This window comes from Azospirillum sp. TSO35-2 (assembly GCF_003116095.1).
Classification (GTDB): Bacteria; Pseudomonadota; Alphaproteobacteria; order Azospirillales; family Azospirillaceae; genus Azospirillum.
The window spans coordinates 2,352,617-2,372,190 of the sequence record NZ_LGRA01000021.1; the positions used below are offsets into that span (position 1 = coordinate 2,352,617).

At 69.1% G+C, this 19,574-nt stretch carries 19 protein-coding genes, 1 tRNA gene and 1 pseudogene; 15 read left to right on the forward strand and 6 right to left on the reverse strand.

Translation table 11 applies throughout. The features are described 5' to 3' along the window. Nucleotides 1–21: 21 nt before the first annotated feature. Nucleotides 22–258, reverse strand: coding sequence for a hypothetical protein (locus TSO352_RS26790; protein ID WP_109110137.1), 237 nt, complete (start codon nt 256–258; stop codon nt 22–24). Between the two features lie 244 nt (nt 259–502). Between TSO352_RS26790 and TSO352_RS26795 the strand changes: the two genes are divergently transcribed. From TSO352_RS26795 to TSO352_RS26805, 3 genes are all read left to right on the forward strand, one after another. Then, nucleotides 503–594 (forward strand) — tRNA-Ser (locus TSO352_RS26795). Between the two features lie 423 nt (nt 595–1,017). Then, a complete protein-coding gene (locus TSO352_RS26800; RefSeq protein ID WP_109110138.1) occupies nt 1,018–2,178 on the forward strand; it encodes an HlyD family secretion protein in 1,161 nt (386 codons plus the stop codon). After that, nucleotides 2,175–3,773 (forward strand): DHA2 family efflux MFS transporter permease subunit, encoded by a 1,599-nt coding sequence (locus TSO352_RS26805; RefSeq protein WP_109110139.1) that lies wholly within the window; start codon nt 2,175–2,177, stop codon nt 3,771–3,773. Before TSO352_RS26800 ends, TSO352_RS26805 begins: the two co-directional genes overlap by 4 nt. A 100-nt stretch (nt 3,774–3,873) precedes the next feature. Here TSO352_RS26805 and oxlT (TSO352_RS26810) read toward each other — a convergent pair whose 3' ends face one another. Continuing rightward, on the reverse strand, nt 3,874–5,175 hold the full coding sequence (gene oxlT, locus TSO352_RS26810; protein ID WP_109110140.1) for an oxalate/formate MFS antiporter: 1,302 nt from the start codon (nt 5,173–5,175) through the stop codon (nt 3,874–3,876). Nucleotides 5,176–5,519: 344 nt separating this feature from the next. Between oxlT (TSO352_RS26810) and TSO352_RS26815 the strand changes: the two genes are divergently transcribed. Together TSO352_RS26815 and TSO352_RS26820 are read left to right on the forward strand one after the other, a co-directional pair. Continuing rightward, nucleotides 5,520–6,140, forward strand: coding sequence for a thiamine phosphate synthase (locus TSO352_RS26815; protein ID WP_199231730.1), 621 nt, complete (start codon nt 5,520–5,522; stop codon nt 6,138–6,140). 172 nt (nt 6,141–6,312) lie between these two features. Continuing rightward, nucleotides 6,313–7,002 carry a GntR family transcriptional regulator gene (locus TSO352_RS26820; protein ID WP_109110141.1) on the forward strand — a complete coding sequence of 230 codons (690 nt, stop codon included), beginning with the start codon at nt 6,313–6,315 and terminating at the stop codon, nt 7,000–7,002. Between the two features lie 156 nt (nt 7,003–7,158). Here the strand turns inward: TSO352_RS26820 and pyk are convergent, their stop codons facing one another. After that, the gene (gene pyk / locus TSO352_RS26825) at nt 7,159–8,622 is read right to left on the reverse strand and encodes a pyruvate kinase (RefSeq protein WP_109110142.1); all 1,464 of its coding nucleotides are present in this window, start codon (nt 8,620–8,622) and stop codon (nt 7,159–7,161) included. Between the two features lie 196 nt (nt 8,623–8,818). Here pyk and TSO352_RS26830 point away from each other — a divergent pair, with 196 nt between their 5' ends. The 3 genes from TSO352_RS26830 (at nt 8,819) to TSO352_RS26840 (ending at nt 11,748) form a co-directional block, all read left to right on the forward strand. After that, nucleotides 8,819–9,613, forward strand: coding sequence for an NUDIX domain-containing protein (locus TSO352_RS26830; RefSeq protein ID WP_158284634.1), 795 nt, complete (start codon nt 8,819–8,821; stop codon nt 9,611–9,613). A gap of 142 nt (nt 9,614–9,755) precedes the next feature. Continuing rightward, nucleotides 9,756–10,004 (forward strand): hypothetical protein, encoded by a 249-nt coding sequence (locus TSO352_RS26835; protein WP_146210799.1) that lies wholly within the window; start codon nt 9,756–9,758, stop codon nt 10,002–10,004. Between the two features lie 10 nt (nt 10,005–10,014). Further along, on the forward strand, nt 10,015–11,748 hold the full coding sequence (locus TSO352_RS26840) for a pyruvate, phosphate dikinase (RefSeq protein WP_247872449.1): 1,734 nt from the start codon (nt 10,015–10,017) through the stop codon (nt 11,746–11,748). Nucleotides 11,749–11,845: 97 nt separating this feature from the next. Here TSO352_RS26840 and TSO352_RS26845 read toward each other — a convergent pair whose 3' ends face one another. Both TSO352_RS26845 and TSO352_RS26850 read right to left on the reverse strand, forming a co-directional pair. Further along, nucleotides 11,846–12,775 carry a histone deacetylase family protein gene (locus TSO352_RS26845; protein WP_109110146.1) on the reverse strand — a complete coding sequence of 310 codons (930 nt, stop codon included), beginning with the start codon at nt 12,773–12,775 and terminating at the stop codon, nt 11,846–11,848. A 79-nt stretch (nt 12,776–12,854) separates the two neighbouring features. Then, nucleotides 12,855–13,310: a CBS domain-containing protein gene (locus tag TSO352_RS26850; RefSeq protein ID WP_109110147.1), complete on the reverse strand. Its 456-nt coding sequence runs from the start codon at nt 13,308–13,310 to the stop codon at nt 12,855–12,857. Between the two features lie 433 nt (nt 13,311–13,743). On the opposite strand from TSO352_RS26850, the gene TSO352_RS26855 reads away from it, so the two are divergent. Further along, a complete protein-coding gene (locus TSO352_RS26855) occupies nt 13,744–13,953 on the forward strand; it encodes a hypothetical protein (protein WP_109110894.1) in 210 nt (69 codons plus the stop codon). Nucleotides 13,954–14,069: 116 nt separating this feature from the next. Here the strand turns inward: TSO352_RS26855 and TSO352_RS26860 are convergent, their stop codons facing one another. Further along, nucleotides 14,070–14,513, reverse strand: a complete 444-nt coding sequence (locus tag TSO352_RS26860) for a GNAT family N-acetyltransferase (protein WP_109110148.1) — start codon at nt 14,511–14,513, stop codon at nt 14,070–14,072. Between the two features lie 513 nt (nt 14,514–15,026). Here TSO352_RS26860 and oxlT (TSO352_RS26865) point away from each other — a divergent pair. The 6 genes and pseudogenes from oxlT (TSO352_RS26865) to TSO352_RS26885 form a co-directional block, all read left to right on the forward strand. After that, on the forward strand, nt 15,027–16,328 hold the full coding sequence (gene oxlT / locus TSO352_RS26865; protein ID WP_109110149.1) for an oxalate/formate MFS antiporter: 1,302 nt from the start codon (nt 15,027–15,029) through the stop codon (nt 16,326–16,328). A 139-nt stretch (nt 16,329–16,467) separates the two neighbouring features. Further along, a complete protein-coding gene (locus tag TSO352_RS33335; protein ID WP_158284635.1) occupies nt 16,468–16,629 on the forward strand; it encodes a hypothetical protein in 162 nt (53 codons plus the stop codon). Between the two features lie 62 nt (nt 16,630–16,691). Next, entirely contained in the window at nt 16,692–17,435 is a 744-nt protein-coding gene (locus TSO352_RS26870) for a sulfite exporter TauE/SafE family protein (RefSeq protein ID WP_109110150.1), read from the forward strand. A gap of 224 nt (nt 17,436–17,659) precedes the next feature. Next, nucleotides 17,660–18,703 carry a 2-dehydropantoate 2-reductase gene (locus TSO352_RS26875; RefSeq protein ID WP_109110151.1) on the forward strand — a complete coding sequence of 348 codons (1,044 nt, stop codon included), beginning with the start codon at nt 17,660–17,662 and terminating at the stop codon, nt 18,701–18,703. A gap of 62 nt (nt 18,704–18,765) precedes the next feature. After that, nucleotides 18,766–19,233 carry a CBS domain-containing protein gene (locus TSO352_RS26880; protein WP_109110152.1) on the forward strand — a complete coding sequence of 156 codons (468 nt, stop codon included), beginning with the start codon at nt 18,766–18,768 and terminating at the stop codon, nt 19,231–19,233. Nucleotides 19,234–19,388: 155 nt separating this feature from the next. Beyond that, nucleotides 19,389–19,574 (forward strand): annotated as a pseudogene (locus TSO352_RS26885) (NAD(P)(+) transhydrogenase (Re/Si-specific) subunit alpha); the annotation flags it as partial.

Here is a 19,574-nt window from a genome sequence, read left to right on the forward strand (position 1 = left end):
CGTGGCGGTCAGGCGTGGCTGTCAGGCGACATGGAGTTCGTGGAGCTGGAGGTGTTTCGGCCGCCGGCCGCGGCGCTTCGGCGCGGCGAAGGCCGCCAGCGCACCGTTTTCCCCGCGCAGTTCGGCGTGCAGCTCCTGGACGCAGCGCTGGAGCAGCTCCTTCTCGCGCTGGTCCTCGCGGTCGGTGATCTCAAGGCAGCTCAGCTTGATCTCGACGAGGTCGATCAGCGTTTCGGCGCAACGGCGTGACAGGGTCATGGCATCCTCCACGGCGACAGGGTCGGGTTGAACGGCGCTGGGCGTCACCCGGACTTTTTGTTGCTCATGGCCATAGGGTAACCGCTAAATCATAAAAAGTACCTAAAATTTTATACAGATTTGTCCCTCTTTCGTCTTTATCGGGAAAAGCGGGATTCCGGTTTGGTAAGCGTTGACAGGGTGTGGCTGGCCGGCTAGAACGCTCCCCACGCCAGCGGTGCCCCACGGGACACCGCACCTGGCTGGAGGGGTGGCCGAGTGGCTGAAGGCAACGGTTTGCTAAACCGTCATACGGGTTAAACCGTATCGTGGGTTCGAATCCCATCCCCTCCGCCACCTTGCTCAGCCAGCCTCAAAAACCCCTTTAAAATCCGCTCGCCACCACCGCCCCGTTGGGCTGGTGTCGTCGCGCGCCGCCTTGCCGATCAGGACAAGCCCGGCCCCCTTGTGCGGATGTCGCCGCGGCTTTTGTCGGCGCCGCCGGCTCCCGCGCTTGGAGCCGTGCCTCCTGACGCTTCACCGATGACGCTAACGAACCGTTTCCAGCAACAGGTTTCGCCCGACGGGCGTTCCGGTTCGAGAGCCCGTGCCTCCCGCCGGAATGGCTGCGTTGCGGACGCATGGGGCAAGTTTCTGCCGTCATGGTGCAACGCAACGGGGGTTTGCGGTGTTTCGCGCTGGGGAGCGGCGGTCCGCTTCCGCACGACAACGACCGGGCCTCCCTCGTCGCCCGGCTTTATCGGTCAGGAGCGCCACACCATGCCCGACGACCAGCAACGTGGGGAGGTCGCCGTCCCCCCGGCGGAGGAAACCGGCCAGGATGCCGGGCGCAGCGAGATCCGGCGCCCCGACCCGGGCGCGGACCGGACCGGGGCGCCGGCTGCGAAAAAGCCCGGATTCCTGCGGCGCCACCCGCTGGCGATCATCGTCGGGCTGGTGGTGATCGCGTTGCTGGCGGTGGCCGGCTATGTCTATTGGCTGCGCAACATCCATCCCTATGAGTCGACCGATGACGCCTTCATCGATTCGCGGCAGTTCTCGGTTGCGCCGAAGATCGCCGGCTATGTGACGGAGGTGGCGGTCGGCGACAACCAGCATGTCCAGGCCGGCGACGTGCTGTTCCGTATTGACCCGCGCGATTACCGGACGGCCGAGGCGCAGGCGCAGGCGCAGATCGATTCGGCCGAGGCCGCCATCACCGGCATCGACGCGCAGATCGCCGCCCAGCGCGCCCAGATCGACCAGGCCCAGGCCGAGGTCACCCAGGCGCAGGCCGCCGTCACCTTCGCCAAGGAGGATGCCGCCCGCTACCGCGACCTGCAGTCCCGCGGCGCCGGCACGGTGCAGCAGGCGCAGCAATCGACCGCCAACCTGCAGGAGCAGCAGGCCAAGCTGACCAGCGCCAACGCCGCGGTCATCGCCGCCGAACGGCAGGTCGGCGCGCTCCAGGCCCAGCGGACCAGCGCGACCGCCGATCTGGCGCGGGCCAAGGCGCAGTTGGCCCAGGCGCAGCTCAACCTGTCCTACACCACCGTCACCGCCGCCCAGCCCGGCCGGGTGGCGCAGCTGACCGGGGCGGTCGGCCAGTACGCCCAGGCCGGCCAGAGCCTCGCCATCTTCGTTCCCGACGACACCTGGGTCACCGCCAACTTCAAGGAAACCCAGATCACCGACATGCGGCCGGGCCAGCCGGTCGACATCCGCATCGACGCCTATCCCCGCCACAAAATCACCGGCCGGATCGACAGCGTGCAGCCGGGCTCCGGCACCGCTTTCTCGCTGCTGCCGGCCGAGAACGCGACCGGCAACTACGTGAAGGTGGTGCAGCGCATTCCGGTGAAGATCACCGTCGACCAATGGCCGCAGGACGTGACCATCGGCCCCGGCATGTCGGTGGTGCCGACGGTGACGGTGCGATGAGCGCGGCGGCGGGGACGGCGGATGGTGCCGGCAGCTTCGATCCGGCCCAGAGCGCCGCTGGCGGTCGCAACCCGTGGCTGATCGCGGTGGTGGTGTCGATCGCCACCTTCATGGAGGTGCTGGACACCACCATCGCCAACGTGGCGCTGCGCTACATCTCCGGCACGCTGGCGGTCAGCGCCGACGAGGCGTCGTGGGTGGTGACCTCCTACCTCGTCGCCAACGCCATCGTGCTGACCGCCAGCAGCTTCATCGCCAAGCGCTATGGCCGCAAGCGCTTCTATCTCGGCTGCCTCGGGCTGTTCACCGCCAGCTCGCTGGCTTGCGGCTTCGCCTGGAACCTGCAGTCGCTGTTGTTCTTCCGCGTGCTGCAGGGCTTTGCCGGCGGCGGGATGGTGCCGGTCTCGCAGTCGATCCTGGCCGACAGCTTTCCGCCGAACAAGCGCGGGCAGGCCTTCGCCATCTTCGGCATCGCCGTGGTGGTGGCGCCGGTGGTCGGCCCGACGCTGGGCGGCTACCTGTCCGACAATTTTTCCTGGCACTGGTGCTTCCTGATCAACGGGCCGGTCGGCGTGCTGGCCTTCACGCTGGTCAGTTTTCTGGTGCAGGAGCCCAAGGCGGCGATCGAGGAGCGCCAGCGGCTGAAGCGCCGGGGCATCCGGCTCGACCTCGTTGGTTTCCTGCTGGTCGCCACCTTCCTGGGCTCGCTGGAGGTGATCCTCGACCGCGGCCAGACCGACGATTGGTTCGGCTCCCGCTTCATCATCCTGGTCACGGTGATCTGCGCGCTGGCCTTCTGCCTGATGATCCCGTGGGAGCTGACGCGCGAGAACCCGATCCTCGACCTGCGCATGGTGGCGACGCGGCAGTTCGGCTCCTGCTTCGTCGTGATGATGGCGACCGGCGCCATCCTGATCGCCACCACCCAGTTCCTGCCGGAGCTGCTTCAGCAATATTACGGCTACACCGCCACCTGGGCCGGTCTGGCGCTGTCGCCGGGCGGCATGGTGACGATGGTGATGATGCTGATCGTCGGCCGGCTGTCCAGCCGGGTGCAGCCGAAATACCTGATCGCCACCGGGGCGTCCATCGTCGCGCTGGCGATGTGGGACCTGACGCGGCTCTACGCCGATTCCACCTTCTGGTTCTTCGCCTGGTCGCGCATCTACATCGGCATCGGCCTGCCGCTGATCTTCATCCCGATCACCACGGCGTCCTATTACGGCATTCCGCGCGACCGGACCGACCAGGCCTCCGCCCTGATCAACGTGGCGCGCAACGTCGGCGGCTCGATCGGCGTGTCGATTGCGCAGAACGTGTTGGCCTTCCGCGAGCAGTTCCACCACAGCCGGCTGGCGGAGCATGTCGTCCCCTCCAGCCCGGCCTACCAGCGGCTGATCGATCAGGCGACCCAGCATTTCGCCGCGGCCGGCGGCGGCATGGCGGCGGCGCAGCAGCGTGCCTTCGCCTATGTCGGCCAGCAGGTGCAGTTGCAGACCGCCTACTGGTCCTACATCGACGTGTTCTTCACCCTCATGCTGATCTCCGCCTCCGCGGTGCCGCTGGCGCTGATCCTGCGCCGGGTGAAGCTGTAGAGGGGGGAGGGTCATACCGGCAGGCCAATGACTTGGCCTGCCGTATTGCGTTCAAACGCCACGCAGGCTTCACCGCGCTCATGGGAGCGCGCCGCCGCCGTCAATCCGCCAGCCGCGTCGTCAGGCGCGTTGCCTCGCCGCCCGCCGCGGCGGCGACGTAGCGCGCCCGCATCGGCTTCAGCACGAACAGGGCGAGGAAGGCGGCCAGCGCGTTGACGATGGCGACGCTGTAGAAGACGGTCTGCCAGCTTCCCGTCGCCTCGACCATCAGGTTGCCCAGCGGCACCAGCAGCGCCGCGGTGCCCTTGGCGGTGTAGAGCAGGCCGGCGTTGGTGGCGGCGAAGCGCGAGCCGAAGGTGTCGCCGCAGCAGGCCGGGAACAGGCTGTAGATCTCGCCCCAGGCGAAGAAGACGATGCCGGTCAGCACCACGAAGGCCAGCGGGTCGCTGCCGTAGGCGCTGAGCGCCATCACGCCGACCGCCTCGATGGTGAAGGCGATGAACATGGTGTTCTCGCGCCCGATATGGTCCGACACCCAGCCGAAGAAGGGGCGGGTGATGCCGTTCATCACCCGGTCGATCGACAGGGCAAAGGTCAGGGCCGGCAGGGTCAGGCCCAGGATGCTGACCGGCGCGTCGACCAGGCCGAAGTCCGTGGCGATCGGGCCGAGCTGGGCGGTGGCCATCAGGCCGCCGGCCGCCACCATCACGAACATGGCGTACATCACCCAGAAGACCGGGGTGCGCAGCATCTCCTGCGGGGCGTAATGGCGGCGCTGGCGGTCCGCCGCGGTGCCGCCGTGCCCACCCTTCGGCGCGTCGGCCAGGAACCACGCCAGCACCAGGATCACCAGCCCCTGGCCGAGGCCGAAGGTGAGGAAGGTCGTCTCGTGCCCGGCGGTCTCGATCATCGTGGCGATCGGCACGACGGTGAGGGCGGAGCCGGCGCCGAAGCCGGCGGCGGTCAGCCCGGCGGCGAGGCCGCGGCGGTCGGGGAACCATTTCAGCGCGTTGCCGACGCAGGTGCCATAGACGCCGCCGGCACCGATGCCGCCGATCACCGCCGCCAGATAGAGCAGCACCAGGCTGTCGGCCACCGCGTTCAGCGCCCAGGACAGGGCGCACAGCGCGCCGCCGACCAGCACGACGATGCGCGGCCCGAAGCGGTCGACGAACCAGCCCTCGACCGGGACCAGCCAGGTTTCGGTGACGATGAAGATGGTGAAGGCGATCTGGATCGCGGTGCGACCCCAGCCCGTCTTGTCGTCGATCGGCTCGACGAACAGGGTCCAGCCATATTGCAGGTTGGCGATCATCGACATGCAGACCACGCCGATGACCAGTTGCATCCAGCGTCCGCCCCAGGGTGCGACCCGGTCGGCGGTGTAGCGCGCGTCCACCATTGCTCTTCCTCCCCCTATCCCCCGATTTTTTCGGACGACCGGGCCACGGTCTTGTCGACGGCGCTTGCTGGCCCTGTTGCGCGGCCCGGACGGCGGTGGGATGGGGCGATCGTCGAACGCCGAGCGGCGCGCTGGCATGCCAAATGCCCCATGCCCGCCCCAACGATCGTCAGTTTCACAAACTATGTCAATACGAAGCAATTTGGACGCTTCAGATTCGAATCGTCGCCGTCCAGAAGGATCGCCATTCTTCCCGCATCGTGGAAAACACCGCGGCGCCCCTCTGGCCGGACGCCATAGGTCCGGCCATGATGATGGAAAGAACAGGGAAGGATTTTGGTTCTATGCCTCTGCCGCTGCCGCCGCTGCTGGTCATCACCGACCGCCGTCTGGCCGCCGCCCCGCTGCCGGACGTGGCCGACCGTCTCTTCGCGGTGGGCGTGCGCTGGCTGTCGTTGCGCGACAAGGACTTGCCGGCGCCGGAGCGGCTGGAGTTGGCCCGCGCGCTGGTCGCCCGCGCCCGCCCCTGGGGCGCCTGCGTCACCCTGCACGGCGATCCGGCGCTGGTCCGCGCCGCCGGGGCGGATGGCGTGCATCTGCCGGCCGACGGCGACCCGGCCGCCGCCCGTGCCCTGCTGGGGGCCGGCGCCCTGGTCGGGCAGTCACGCCATGGGGTGGGGCGCGACTCGGGAGCGGACGCGCCGGCTGGTCTGGACTACGTCACGCTGTCGCCGATCTTCCCCTCGGCCAGCAAGCCGGGTTATGGCCCCTGTCTGGGCACGGAGGGGTTGCGGCGGGGTGCCAGGGGCGGCGTGCCGGTGCTCGGGCTGGGTGGCATCGACACGGCGGAAGCGGCGGCGTCCTGCATCGCCGCCGGGGCGGTGGGCGTCGCGGTGATGGGGCTGGCGATGCGCGATCCGTCGGCGCTGGCGCCGTTGCTGGCCGCGGTAACGCCCAACGGTTGAATCCACAGGGGAAATCCGCGGCAAGCCCCTGGACAATTCACCGCCTTGCATGCATCTGGTATGTGAGATACGAAAAGCCGCCCGCCCCCCGGCGGCGTGGCGCCGCGCGCCGTGCGGGGCCCTGGCCCCGTCCGCGTCGCGCAGCGGCGAGAGATACAAGGACATCGACTCCATGACCGTTCCCGCGCTCAACGTCCAGCCCCTCGACACCGGAACGACCTTCCGCAGTCAGGTTTATCACGCGCTGAAGCAGGCGATCACGGAGATGGACATCTACGACCACGACCGCGAGATCCGCCTGGACGAGCGGCAGCTCAGCGACAAGCTCGGCGTCAGCCGCACCCCGATCCGCGAGGCGCTGACCCTGCTGGAGCAGGAAGGCTTCATCCGCCTGCAGCCGCGCCGCGGCATCTTCGTGGTGCGCAAGACCAAGACCGAGATCATCGAGATGATCCAGGTCTGGGCGGCGTTGGAGAGCATGGCGGCGCGCATGGCGGCCGAACACGCCCCGGCCGAGGAGATCCACAAGCTGTGGGATCTGTTCGGCAGCTTCGAGCAGCGCAGCCCGAAGGACCATGTCAGCGAATATTCCGACGCCAACATCGCCTTCCACAAGAGCATCATCCAGCTCAGCGGGTCGAAGCTGATCCAGGACGTCACCGACAACCTGTTCATCCACATGCGGGCGATCCGCAAGCTGACCATCGGTCAGGAGGATCGTGCCGAACGCTCGATCAACGACCACAAGGCGATCATCAAGGCGCTGGAGGCCCGCGACGTCGATCTGGCCGAACGCCTGGTGCGCGAGCACACCATGGGGCTGGCCGCCCATGTGGAGAAGCACTGCGACTTCTTGGAGTGAGTGGTCGCTGACGACCCCCTCCCCATCCCTCCCCCTCTTCCGAGGGAGAGGGGGCAGGACACTTGTAGGGGCTCAGCAAAGGACGGCGGCAGTCCCCTCTCCCTCGAAGAGGGGGAGGGTTAGGGAGGGGGCAACCGTCCCCCCGCCTCCAAGCCCTCACACCGTCACCGCCTCCCGGACCGCCTCCGCCTTGGCCGCATCGTCACCGTCGATCGTCACCACGCGCAGCGCGTTGGTGCTGCCCGGCGTGCCGAAGGGAACGCCGGCGGTCACCACCAGCGACTGGCCGGGCCGGCCGATCCCAGCCGCCGCCGCCGCGGTCAGCGCCCGCCCGACCATCTCCGAGAAGTTCGCGACGTCGTCGGTCAGCACCGCGTGGACGCCCCAGGCCAGCGACAGCCGCCGCGCCGTCTCGCGCCGGGCGCTGAGGCCGAGGATCGGCACGGCCGGCCGCTCGCGCGAGGCGCGGAGCGTGGTCGATCCGGTGCTGGTGTAGGTGACGATGGCGGCGGCGCTGATGGTCTCCGCCACCTGGCGCGCCGCGGCGGTCAGGGCGTCGGCGGCGGTCGCCTCCGGCCGCGGGTGGTCGGCGTCCATGATGCGGCGGTAGAGCGGGTCGCGCTCCACCCGGCGGACGATGCGCTCCATCATCTGCACCGCCTCGACCGGATAGCGGCCGGAGGCGGATTCGGCGGACAGCATCACCGCGTCGGCCCCGTCATAGACGGCGTTGGCAACGTCGGACGCCTCGGCGCGGGTCGGGGTCGGCTCCGACACCATCGATTCCAGCATCTGGGTGGCGACGATCACCGGCTTGCCCATGGCGCGGCTCAGCCGGATCATTTTCTTCTGCAGGCCCGGCACATCCTCCGGCGGCAGCTCGACGCCCAGGTCGCCGCGCGCCACCATCACCGCGTCCGACAGCGCGATGATGCGGTCCAGCGTCGGCAGGGCGGCCGGCTTCTCGATCTTGGTCATGACCTGGGCGCGGTCACCGATCAGGGCGCGCGCCTCCAGGATGTCCTCCGGCCGCTGGACGAAGCTGAGGCCGATCCAGTCCACCCCCAGTTCCAACCCAAAGGCGAGGTCGCTGCGGTCCTTGTCCGACAGCGCGCTCAGCGCCAGGGCGGCGCCGGGGACGTTGACGCCCTTGCGGTCGGACAGCCGGCCGCCGGCCACCACCTCGGTCTCCGCGAAGTCGGCGCCGCAGTCCAGCACGCGCAGCCGGATGCGGCCGTCGTTCAGCAGCAGGTCGAGCCCCGGCTCCAGGCTGGCGAACACCTCGGCGTGGGGCAGGCAGACCCGGCGGCCGTCGCCGGGAGCGCTGTCGAGGTCGAGGCGGAAGCGCTCGCCGATGGCGAGGTCAACCGGCCCGGCGCCGAAGGTCCCGACCCGCAGCTTCGGCCCCTGGAGGTCGAGCAGCACGCCGATCGGCCGGCCCAGCCGCTCTTCGGCGGCGCGGATGCGGGCGTAGCGCTCCGCATGCTCCGGCTGGGTGCCGTGGCTGGCGTTCAGGCGGAAGACATTCACGCCGGCTTCGGCCAGGGCGATGATCTGGCTTTCGGACGAGCTGGCCGGACCCAGGGTCGCGACGATCTTGGTGCTGCGGTGAAACGGCATGGCGACAGCCTTCCTCCGCCCGGCCCTCAGGGTCGAGGGGCGGGCCTGGCATACGGTGATGGGTGCTGGTTGGTGGCCGGATGCTGGGAGGGTCGGGCCGGACGGTCAACCGGGCCGCCGCCCTTATTCCGCATCGTGAGAGTGGTTCCTTCCACCGCCGATGGACAGCCGGCCGCGCCCTCGGCGACACTGGGGCATGGCCGACACCACCCCCGGAACACCCCTTGCCACGCCGGTTCCGCCCCAGCCCGCCGCCACGCTGATCCTGCTGCGCGACGGGGCGGAGGGGCTGGAACTGCTGATGATCGAGCGGCACGCCGGCCTGCGCTTCGCCCCCGGCGCCACCGTGTTTCCCGGCGGCCGGCTGGAGCCGGCGGACCAGGATCCGGGCTGGCGTGCCCATTGGCCCGGCGCGGAACCGCCCGCCGATTTGGCCCACCGCGTCGCCGCCGTCCGTGAAACCTTCGAGGAATGCGGGCTGCTGCTGACCCGTGATCCGCCGGACCCGGCCCGGGTGGCGGCGCTGCGCGCGGCGCTGGCCGACGGGGTCGGCTTCGGGCTGGCGCTGGCGCGGCTCGGGCTCGCCCCGGCGCTCGACCGTCCGGCGGCGCTGGCCCGCTGGGTGACGCCGGAGACGCTGCCGCGCCGCTTCGACGCGCTGTTCTTCCTCGCCCCGGCTCCGGAGGGTCAGGTGCCGCTGTGCGACGGCGGTGAGGCGGTCGCCGCGCTGTGGGCCACGCCGGCCCAAGCCCTGGCGGAGGAGGAGGCCGGCCGGCGCCGGCTGGTCTTCGCCACCCGCCTGACCCTGCTGCGGCTGGCCTCCTGCCCCGATGTGGCCGCCGCGATGGCCTGTGCCACCGGCGGGAATGGCCTTCCGGAACCCATTCTACCGCGGCGGGTGGAGACGCCGGACGGGCCGGTGTTCCGGATTCCATCCGGCTGCGGCTTTTTGCCACTCGAGACATCAGCCGAACGTGTTAGGCTCGGGTAAGAAGTGGTAAGATTAGCCCGGTTTCCGCGATGTGAAAATTGCGCGATGGTCGTGTTGTGCGGCGCGATGCTTGCGTCCAAGCTCCCGACCATCGGACCGGAGGAGTCGGGGAATGGATGTCGGGTTCATCGGAAACGGGGGGATGGCCGATGCGGTCGTGGACACCCTGCGGTCGGCCGGCCACCGGGTGCACGCCCTGGCTGCTCGCCGCCTGGACGATGACGGCCCGGCGGGGGCGAGCGACGTGGTGATGATCCTGCTGCCCGCCGCCACAGCCACCACCACGACGGACACCGACGGCGACCCGGACGGCCTGCACCGGCTGCTGAGCCTGCTGGCCGGCGCCGACGATGACGGCATCGACACGCCTTCCCACACGGCACGAGCGTAGGACGACGACCATGGCCCCCGACAGCACGCCGACCGCCCAGACCCTGCCGATCCGCCGGCTCGAGGCCCCGCAAGAGGGCGCCGCCGATCCGGTCGTCGCCTTCGGGTCCGGTCTGGTCCACGGCGTCGCCGATCCGCGGCGGCTGGGCAACAAGGGCGCCGGGCTGGTGGCGATGGCGGGGCTGGGCATCCCGGTGCCGCCGGGCTTCGTCATCGCCGCCGAGGCCGGACGGGGGCTGGCCGACGACGACGCGCTGCCGGCGGCGCTGCCAAGGGCTCTGGTGACGCGCATCGACGCGGCGGTGGCCGCGTTGGAACGGCGGGCCGGCGCCCGCTTCGGCGATGCGACCGACCCGCTGCTGCTGTCGGTGCGGTCCGGCGCCGCGGTGTCGATGCCCGGCATGATGGACAGCATCCTCAACCTCGGCCTGAACGACCGCACGGTGGAAGGCTTGGCGGCGCGGTCGGGCGACCCGCGCTTCGCCTACGACTGCTACCGGCGGCTGGTGCAATCCTTCGGCAGCGTGGTGATGGGCGTGCCGTCGCACCGGTTCGAGACGCTGCTCGACGAGCACAAGGAGGCGCGCGGGATCGATCGCGACTCCGACCTGACGGCGGCGGACTGGCAGGCGCTGCTGCCGCGCTTCTTCGAGCTGGTGGCGGCGCGCTGCGACCGGCCCTTCCCGCAGGACCCGGCGGAGCAACTGCGCGCCGCGGTGGCGGCGGTGTTCCGCTCCTGGATGAACCCGCGCGCCGTCGCCTTCCGCGCCCTGCACGGCATTGCCGGCGATCTGGGGACGGCGGTCACCGTGCAGGCGATGGTGTTTGGCAACCGTGGGCCCGATTCCGGCACCGGCGTGCTGTTCACCCGCGACCCCTCGACCGGCGCGCCCGGCCTGTGCGGCGAGTTCCTGGCCGACGCCCAGGGCGAGGACGTGGTGTCCGGCACCCACGACCCCGACCCGCTGACGGCGGGCCAGGCTGCGGCGCCCGGCGACGCCGACCGCTCGATGGAACGCCGGCTGCCGGCGGTCTTCGCCGAGCTCCGCGCCGTCGCCGCCCGGCTGGAGCGGGCCTTCGGCGACATGCAGGACATCGAATTCACGGTGGAGGCCGGGCGTCTGTTCATCCTGCAGACCCGCGCCGGCAAGCGCTCGCCGGAGGCGGCGGTGCGGATCGCCGTCGACCTCGCCGACGAGGGCGTCATCACCCGGGCCGAGGCGGTGCGCCGCGTCGACCCGCAGGCGCTGGACGAGCTGCTGCGCCCGACCCTGACGCCCGACGCGCGGGCCGCGGCGCTGGCGGTCGGGCTGCCGGCCTCGCCGGGGGCGGTGACCGGCCGCGCCGCCTTCACGACGGAGGACGCGGTCCGGCTGTCGTTCGGCGGCGCCCCGGTGATCCTGTGCCGGCCGGAGACCTCGCCGGAGGACATCCACGGCATGCACGCGGCGGCCGGCATCGTCACCGCGCGCGGCGGCTTCACCAGCCATGCCGCCACGGTGGCGCGCGGCATGGGGCGCCCCTGCGTCTGCGGCGCCCGCGCGCTGCGCATCGACCCCGACCGCGGCGAGATGACCGCCGGCGAGGTGGTCGTGCACACCGGCGACCTGCTGACCATCGACGGTGGCAGCGGCGCCGTCCTGCTGGGCACGGCGTCGCTGATGTGTCCCCAGCCGGACGACGCGGTCGCCCGGCTGCTGGGCTGGGCGCGCGAGTGCGGGGCGGCCGACCCCGCCAACGATTAGAGTTCCGTGCGTTTGTTGAGAAACGCACGGAACTCCAAACCTTTGTTTAACGAGCGGATTCACGCTTCAAATCGATTCCGATTTTACACGATCCGCTCTATGCCGCCACCAGCGCCTTGAGGTGGGCGGCGCAGCCTTCGGCCAGCCCGGTGGCGTCATAGCCGCCTTCCAGGGCGGAGACGACACGGCCGCCGCAGACGCGGTCGGCGACCTCGACCAGCTTGCGCGTCACCCATTCGAAATCCTCGGTGGTGAAGCCGAGCTGGGCCAGCGGGTCGCGGGTGTGGGCGTCGAACCCGGCGGAGATCATCAGCAGTTCGGGCTGGAACGCCTCCAGCGCCGGCAGGATGGCGCGCTCCATCGCCTGGCGGAACTCGACGGTGCCGCTGTAGGGCTCCAGCGGCAGGTTCAGGATGTTGCCGTCAACCCCGCGTTCCCACGAACTGCCGGTGCCGGGATAGAGCGGCGACTGGTGGGTGGAGGCGAAGAACAGGTTGGGGTCGTCGGCGAACATCGCCTGGGTGCCGTTGCCGTGATGGACGTCGAAATCGACGACGGCGACGCGGGTCAGCCCATGGATCTTGCGGGCGTGCTCGGCCCCCACGGCGATGTTGTTGAAGACGCAGAATCCCATGGCGCGCGCCGGTTCGGCGTGGTGGCCGCAGGGGCGGACGGCGCAGAAGGCGTTGGTCGCCTCGCCGCCCAGCACCGCGTCGACCGCGGCGACCACCGAGCCGGCGGCGCGCAGGATCGCCCCGCGCGATCCCGGCGACAGCAGCGTGTCGGCGTCCAGCCGCTGGTAGCCGTCGGCCGGCACGGCGTCCAGCACCGCCTCGACATAGCGGCGCTCATGGACGCGCGACAACTGCTCGACATCGGCCTCCGGGGCGGACCGGCGCTCCAGCCCCCGGAACTCCGGCCGGTCGAGCACCTGCCACACCACCGCCAGCCGTTCCGGCGCCTCCGGATGGCCGGGGCCGGTGTCGTGGGCGAAGCAGTCGTGATGGGTGAAGATCAGGGTGGTCACGGGCGGTGTCTCCCATGGAACGGCGCCGCCGGGGATGGTCCGCGACGGCGCCTTGGATCGGTGACGGGTGTCGGGGGAGTCAGTGGGCGTAGCTGGTCGATCCGGCCGCTGCCGCCGCATCCACCGGCTGGCCGTCGAACTGCTGCAACTGCAGCCGGGTGAAGTCACGGGCGCTGATGACGCCGACCAGATGCCCGTCCTCCAGCACCGGCAGGTGGCGGATGTGGTGCTGCTCCATCAGGTGCAGGGCGTGCTGCAGGCTGTCGGCGGGGGCACAGGTCACCGGCTGGCGGGTCATCAGCTGCGCGACCGGCATGGACAGCAGGGTGGCGCCGCGGTCCAGCAGCGCGTGCACGATGTCGCGTTCCGACAGCACGCCGGCCAGCGTGTTGCCCTCGGTGCGGCAGACGTCCTTGACGACCAGGGCGCTGATGTTCTCCGCCTTCATCAGGCGGATGGCGTCGGCGACCGTGGCGTTGGTCCGCACGGCGACGACCCGGGATTCCTTGGTGCGCAGGATGTGTTCGACCTTCATGGCGTGTCTCCTGATCGGCCGGCGTCTGGTCGGCTGGTGATGGGGCGGTGAACGGCCGGGTGCTCCCTCGGGTGGCTCACTAAAAATATGGTATGCCAAATACAGTACGCCAATCAAACAATTTCCGCGCCGAACCACCTGATTGAATCGGATGGCCGGCCCCGTGGTTGAATCACGGATCGGTGCAGCGCACGGGCGCGTCCGCTGTTGGCACAGCAGACCTCAACCATGGGAGGTCGCGATGATTGGTGTTACGGTATGTTAGTGACGCATAGCTTTTGCGATTAGGCATGCGGTCGACGCATGGCCGGCATCATGTACCTTGTATACCAAAAAACTTGCCCGCCTTGCTGCGCCGCGTCATAACAGGCAGGTCACATCGAAACCGACCCAATCAAAAAAAACCACCCCACCGAGACTTGGAGTGATCAACATGTTGGAAATGCTGGCTTTGGCGCTCGTGCTGTCCGTCTTTGGCGGAACCGTCCACCACATCCTGTCGACCCAGTTCGCGGACGCGGGCAAGTCGTCGCGTGGATTCACCTCCGCGCCGCTGCGTCTCGCCAACCCGACCGAGAAGGACCTGGAGGAGGACGAAGTGCCGTCCGGTCCGGCCTGGGCCAGCTTCCCGCGCGCGTTCTGAATCTTCGTGTTGGCTGATCGCCGCGCCGGCCCGTCCGACGCCGCCCGATCCTTTGCGCCGACACGACCGCTCTCGTGAAAAAGACGGCCCCGCCAGGGCCGTCTTTTTTGTGCGCGTCAGGCCAGCGGCAGAACGAGCTGGAAGCTTTTGATGGTCATCCGCTTGCGGTGGTAGAAGCGGTGCGCCTCGCCGCGCTGGATGCCGGAGATGATCTCCATCTGGGCGCAGCCGCGCTCCCGCGCCTCGTTGGCCAGCCAGTCGAACAGCTTGTCGCCCAGACCGTAGGAGCGCTTGGCGGCGCTGGTCACCAGATCCTCGACATACATGTAGCGGCCGCGCGACAGCGTCTCGTGGACGCGGAAGCCGCCGCAGCCGGCGATCTCGCCGTCGATGCGCAGCAGGGCGAGGTTGTAGCCGTCGTCCATCTGCCGGCGGATCTGCGCGCGGTAGGCCTCCGGGTCGGTCATGTGGGTCCGCAGCTCCTTCATGACCGCGTGGCTGGCCTCGATGTCGGCATCGTCCCGCGCCACGGCGATCTCGATGTTCTGCTGCTGGTCCATGGCGATCGACTCCTTATCAATATGGGTGCTGCCGGTGTGGCGCTGAGAGTGCGTGCGGCGCCGGGGCGGGGCAGGGGCTGAACGGAGGCTCATCGACCCTCGCATCGGCCCCATCGAGCCACGCTCGCCAGCACTGGCATACCATATTCCAACCCCACCAACTCCCCAAGCCGCCGCCCCCCGCTTTCCGCGTGTCGGAAATCCAAGGCGCCGCGGCTGGTCGCGATCGGCCGGTCGAATGCAGTCTCCCAAAACAGTTCGTGCATCCCACTAATCGCTTGTCACGCGTTCGGCATCTGGTATACCATATTGATAATTCCAGATCGGACCAGGACCGAGCCGATCTGGCGGGGGCGGGAAGACCTGCCCCCAGGTGCTGTGGAGTGCCGCGAGGCCGCATCCTCGCTGCGCCGCCACCGACAGCAAAAAGAACCGCGTCGCATCACTGAAGCAAACAAAACAAAAGCGAACGCCCGACCTGGAAGAGAACCGCTTCAAAGGAGGAGATAGAAGATGCAGCATTCAAGTTCGGAGGCGCAGGGCGCTCCGCTCGGTGGCCGGTGGATGCAGCTGGTTATTGGTGTCATCTGCATGTCGATGATCGCCAACCTGCAATATGGCTGGACGCTGTTCGTCAACCCGCTCGAAGAAAAGTATCATTGGGGCCGCGCCGCCATTCAGGTCGCCTTCACCATTTTCGTCGTGACCGAAACCTGGCTGGTCCCGGTCGAGGGCTGGTTCGTCGACAAGTTCGGCCCGCGCATCGTCGTCCTGATCGGCGGCGTGCTCTGCGCGGTCGCCTGGGCGATCAACTCGGTGGCCGACAGCCTGACGCTGCTCTATCTCGGTGCGGCCATCGGCGGCATCGGCGCCGGCGGCGTCTACGGCACCTGCGTCGGCAACGCGCTGAAGTGGTTCCCGGATCGCCGCGGCCTCGCCGCCGGCCTGACCGCCGCCGGCTTCGGCGCCGGCTCCGCCCTCACCGTCGTGCCGATCGCCAACATGATCGCCTCGCAGGGCTACGAGCACGCCTTCCTGACCTTCGGCCTCGGCCAGGGCCTGATCGTCTTCGCGCTGGCCTGGTTTCTGAAGGAGCCGAACCCCAACCTGCTGCCGAAGTCCAAGTCGAACGTCGTGCAGAGCCGCCGCAACTACACCCCGCAGGAGACGCTGAAGTCGCCGGTCTTCTGGGTGATGTACGTGATGTTCGTCATGGTCGCCGCTGGCGGTCTGATGGCCACCGCCCAGCTCGGCCCGATCGCCAAGGACTTCCACCTCGACGGCATGCCGGTCAGCATTCTGGGCCTGACCCTGCCGGCCCTGACCTTCGCCCTGACCATCGACCGCGTGCTGAACGGCATCACCCGTCCCTTCTTCGGCTGGGTGTCGGACCACATCGGTCGTGAGAACACGATGTTCGTCGCCTTCGCCATCGAAGCGGTCGGCATCATGGCGCTGAACCAGTGGGGCCACAACCCGGTCGCCTTCGTCATCCTGACCGGTCTGGTGTTCTTCGCCTGGGGCGAGATCTACAGCCTGTTCCCGTCCTGCTGCGCCGACAGCTTCGGCTCGAAGTTCGCCACGACCAACGCCGGCCTGCTCTACACCGCCAAGGGCACCGCGTCGCTGGTGGTGCCGTTCGCCAACATCATGGTGGCCTCGACCGGCAGCTGGCAGTCGGTGTTCTTCTTCGCCGCCGCGGTCAACGCCATCGCCGCCTTCATGGCCCTGTTCGTCCTGAAGCCGATGCGGGCCCGCCAGATCGCCGAATCCTCCCAGCCGGCCGGCAAGCTGGCGGCCGAGGGTGCCGATTGAAAGGCCGACCACCGACCTGTTGGCCGACACGCCGAGCGGAGTGTCCCGGGAAACCGGGGGGTGAACCGGGACCCTCGCTGAGCATCATCGGCCCCTGCGAACGGTCGTTCCGTTAGCGACGACACGAACCGCAGACGACATGAACCGACGTCAAGGCCACCGCATTGGCCCCGGCGTCGGTTCATTGCGTTTGGCAAAGGCGCCCGACGAAACGCTTTTCGACGAAACGCCTGAAGAGACCCGCAGCCACCCGAACCGCATCGCTGGCCGCACCCTGGAAGAGCCGCTTCAAACCGGCTGATATTCTGTATACGGAATACGGATCATCCCGTCAACACGCTTTCGAAAACGAGGTGGATGCGAATGCTGGGCACCATCCTGCTGATGCTGGCGGCCTTTTCGTCGGGCGCCCTGAACGCCGTCGCCGGGGGCGGCGCCTTCATCACCTTTCCGGCGCTGCTGTTCGCCGGGGTGGCGCCGGTCGCCGCCAACGCCTCCAGCACGGTGGCGCTGTTCCCTGGGCAGGCCGCCAGCAGCTGGGCCTACCGGCGCGAGATCGCCGCGGCGGGGCACGTCAACGTTCCGGTCTTCGCCGGGCTCAGCCTGGTCGGCGGGCTGGTCGGCGCGCTGTTGCTGCTGCTCACTCCCAACGCCGTCTTCGCCGGATTCGTTCCCTGGTTGCTGCTGTTCGCCACCGCGGTGTTCGCCGTCGGCGCCTACGCGCCGGGGATCGTGGCGCGGTTGCGGCTCGGCGGGCGCAGCGTGCTGGTGGTCCAGTTCCTCATCTCGATCTATGGCGGCTATTTCGGTGGCGGCATCGGTTTCCTGATGCTGGCGGCGCTGACGCTGTTCGGGTTGCGCGACATCCACGCGATGAACGGGCTGCGCCTGCTGCTGGCGATGCTGATGAACGGAGCGGCGGTCGCCACCTTCGTCTTCGCCGGGGCGGTGTCCTGGCCGGAGACCACGGCGATGGCCATCGCGGCGGTGGCCGGCGGCTATGCCGGTGCAGTCGGGGCCAAGCGCGTCGATCCCAAAAAGCTGAAGACCTTGGTCGTGCTGATCGGCGCCGCGCTCACCCTGTACTTCTTTGCGAAGGGGGCGTGAGCCGAACGGGATTTTCCACCACCCGCAATCTCTCCGGTCTCCCCACATTCCGCATTGACATACGGTATCTGGTATACCAAACTCCAAACACAGTTTGCGCAACAGACTGTTGGATGCCGCTGCAAAGCAACCGGTCCGCCGATGGACGCGGCCGGTGTGGTTGGGCTGGTGTCGTCCAGCCCCACAGCGTCCAAAAAGTCAAACGGGGGAGAGGGGAATCCGGCATGAAGATCTGCATCTACGGATCCGGAGCCATCGGCGGCTATCTCGGCGTGCGCCTGCACCAAGCGGGGGCGGAGGTCAGCCTGGTGGCGCGCGGCGCGCATCTGGCGGCGATGCGCGAAAACGGTGTCACCTTGATCGTGGGGGAGGAAAAGACCGTCGTCCACCCCCGCTGCACCGACAACCCGGCCGAACTCGGCCCGCAGGATTATGTGATCGTCGGGCTGAAGGCCCACTCCGTCCCCGGTGTGGTTCCGGCGATGCAGCCGCTGCTGGGGGACGACACCGCCGTCGTCACCGCGGTCAACGGCATCCCCTATTGGTATTTCTACGGCACCGGCGGCGCGTTCGACGGGCGCACCCTGGAATCGGTCGACCCGAACGGCGCCCAGTGGAACGGGCTGGGGCCGCAGCGCGCCATCGGCTGCGTCGTCTATCCGGCGACCGAGGTGGTGGCCCCCGGCGTCATCCAGCATGTCTATGGCGACAAGTTCTCGCTGGGCGAGCCCGACGGCTCCAAGTCGGCCCGCGTCGTCGCCCTGTCGCAGGCGATGGAAGCCGGCGGCCTGCGCGCGCCGGTGCTCGACCGCATCCGTGACGAGATCTGGCTGAAGCTGTGGGGCAACCTGTGCTTTAACCCGATCAGCGCGCTGACCCACGGCACGCTCGACGTCATCTGCGGCGATCCGGAGACCCGCGCCGTCGCCAAGGCGATGATGCTGGAGGCGAAGGAGATCGGCGACCGGCTGGGCGTCCATTTCCGCGTCGACGTGGAACGCCGCATCAACGGCGCCGCCGCGGTGGGCGCGCACAAGACCTCGATGCTCCAGGACCTGGAGCGCGGCCGCCCGATGGAGATCGACGCCCTGCTGTCGGTGGTCCAGGAGATGGGCCGGATGGTCGACGTGGCCACCCCGACCATCGACGTGGTGCTGGCCCTGGTGCGCCAGCGCGGCGAGACCGCCGGCTGCTACACCCGTCCGCAGCGCGCGGCGGGCGCGGCTCCAGAAGCAACCCAGCAGCCGGCTCCGGTCGCGGCCCACTGAACCGGGCGTGCCCATGGCGCGGCCGGCACCGCCGGCCGCAGAGGAAGGGGAGGAGGAGCGTCATGAAAGTCGAGGACATTCTCCGCAAGAAGGGCACGCGCATCGGCATGGTGCGCGTGAACGAACCGGTGAGTACGGCGCTGCGCCTGATGAAGGCGGAGAACACCGGGGCGCTGGTGGTCAAGGACGTCTGCCGGACCGAGGGCAACACCGTGGTCGGCGTCATTTCCGAACGCGACGTCGTCCGCGCGCTGGTCGACCGCGGAACGGGCATCCTGGAACAGCCGGTGTCGGCGCTGATGACGCGCGACCCCTGGTGTTGCAGCCCGTCGGATCCGGTGCGTCATGTGCTGAGCCTGATGGACGAGCATGGCATCCGCCATGTCCCGGTGCTGGACGGCACGACGCTGGTCGGCGTGGTCAGCGTCCGCGACCTGATCCGCCGCCAGCTGGACGACCTGCCGGCGGACGAACTGGCGGGGGCGGGGGCCTCCGACCGCTGGGACTACCCGGTCGCCGCCAACCAGTGAGCGGTGCCGGCGGGCCGGCGCGTTGTCGCCGGCCCGCCCGACCTTGCCCGCCGATTTTGCCGGAATGACTTTGCCGCTTCGGCGCACGCCCGGCCGCGAACCGGACGCGGGCTCGTCGTGCCCGCCGTCGACGCCGGCCTTCGAAAGCAAACGACATGAAGATCGCCATACCCAGGGAGCGCCGCCCAGGCGAGCGCCGCGTCGCCGCGTCTCCCGAAACCGTCAAGAAACTCAAAGGACTGGGGCTCGACGTGGTGGTTGAAAGCGGAGCCGGTCTCGGCTCCAGCCTGCCCGACGCGGTGTTCGAGGCCGCCGGCGCCACCATCGCCGCCGACGCCGCG

Bases quoted from the DNA above. Each gene is read 5' to 3' on its own strand.
- TSO352_RS26790 (WP_109110137.1), bottom strand. From the start codon at position 258: ATGACCCTGTCACGCCGTTGCGCCGAAACGCTGATCGACCTCGTCGAG.
- TSO352_RS26800 (WP_109110138.1), top strand. From the start codon at position 1,018: ATGCCCGACGACCAGCAACGTGGGGAGGTCGCCGTCCCCCCGGCGGAG.
- TSO352_RS26805 (WP_109110139.1), top strand. From the start codon at position 2,175: ATGAGCGCGGCGGCGGGGACGGCGGATGGTGCCGGCAGCTTCGATCCG.
- oxlT (WP_109110140.1), bottom strand. From the start codon at position 5,175: ATGGTGGACGCGCGCTACACCGCCGACCGGGTCGCACCCTGGGGCGGA.
- TSO352_RS26815 (WP_199231730.1), top strand. From the start codon at position 5,520: ATGCCTCTGCCGCTGCCGCCGCTGCTGGTCATCACCGACCGCCGTCTG.
- TSO352_RS26820 (WP_109110141.1), top strand. From the start codon at position 6,313: ATGACCGTTCCCGCGCTCAACGTCCAGCCCCTCGACACCGGAACGACC.
- pyk (WP_109110142.1), bottom strand. From the start codon at position 8,622: ATGCCGTTTCACCGCAGCACCAAGATCGTCGCGACCCTGGGTCCGGCC.
- TSO352_RS26830 (WP_158284634.1), top strand. From the start codon at position 8,819: ATGGCCGACACCACCCCCGGAACACCCCTTGCCACGCCGGTTCCGCCC.
- TSO352_RS26835 (WP_146210799.1), top strand. From the start codon at position 9,756: ATGGCCGATGCGGTCGTGGACACCCTGCGGTCGGCCGGCCACCGGGTG.
- TSO352_RS26840 (WP_247872449.1), top strand. From the start codon at position 10,015: ATGGCCCCCGACAGCACGCCGACCGCCCAGACCCTGCCGATCCGCCGG.
- TSO352_RS26850 (WP_109110147.1), bottom strand. From the start codon at position 13,310: ATGAAGGTCGAACACATCCTGCGCACCAAGGAATCCCGGGTCGTCGCC.
- TSO352_RS26855 (WP_109110894.1), top strand. From the start codon at position 13,744: ATGTTGGAAATGCTGGCTTTGGCGCTCGTGCTGTCCGTCTTTGGCGGA.
- TSO352_RS26860 (WP_109110148.1), bottom strand. From the start codon at position 14,513: ATGGACCAGCAGCAGAACATCGAGATCGCCGTGGCGCGGGACGATGCC.
- oxlT (WP_109110149.1), top strand. From the start codon at position 15,027: ATGCAGCATTCAAGTTCGGAGGCGCAGGGCGCTCCGCTCGGTGGCCGG.
- TSO352_RS33335 (WP_158284635.1), top strand. From the start codon at position 16,468: ATGAACCGACGTCAAGGCCACCGCATTGGCCCCGGCGTCGGTTCATTG.
- TSO352_RS26870 (WP_109110150.1), top strand. From the start codon at position 16,692: ATGCTGGGCACCATCCTGCTGATGCTGGCGGCCTTTTCGTCGGGCGCC.
- TSO352_RS26875 (WP_109110151.1), top strand. From the start codon at position 17,660: ATGAAGATCTGCATCTACGGATCCGGAGCCATCGGCGGCTATCTCGGC.
- TSO352_RS26880 (WP_109110152.1), top strand. From the start codon at position 18,766: ATGAAAGTCGAGGACATTCTCCGCAAGAAGGGCACGCGCATCGGCATG.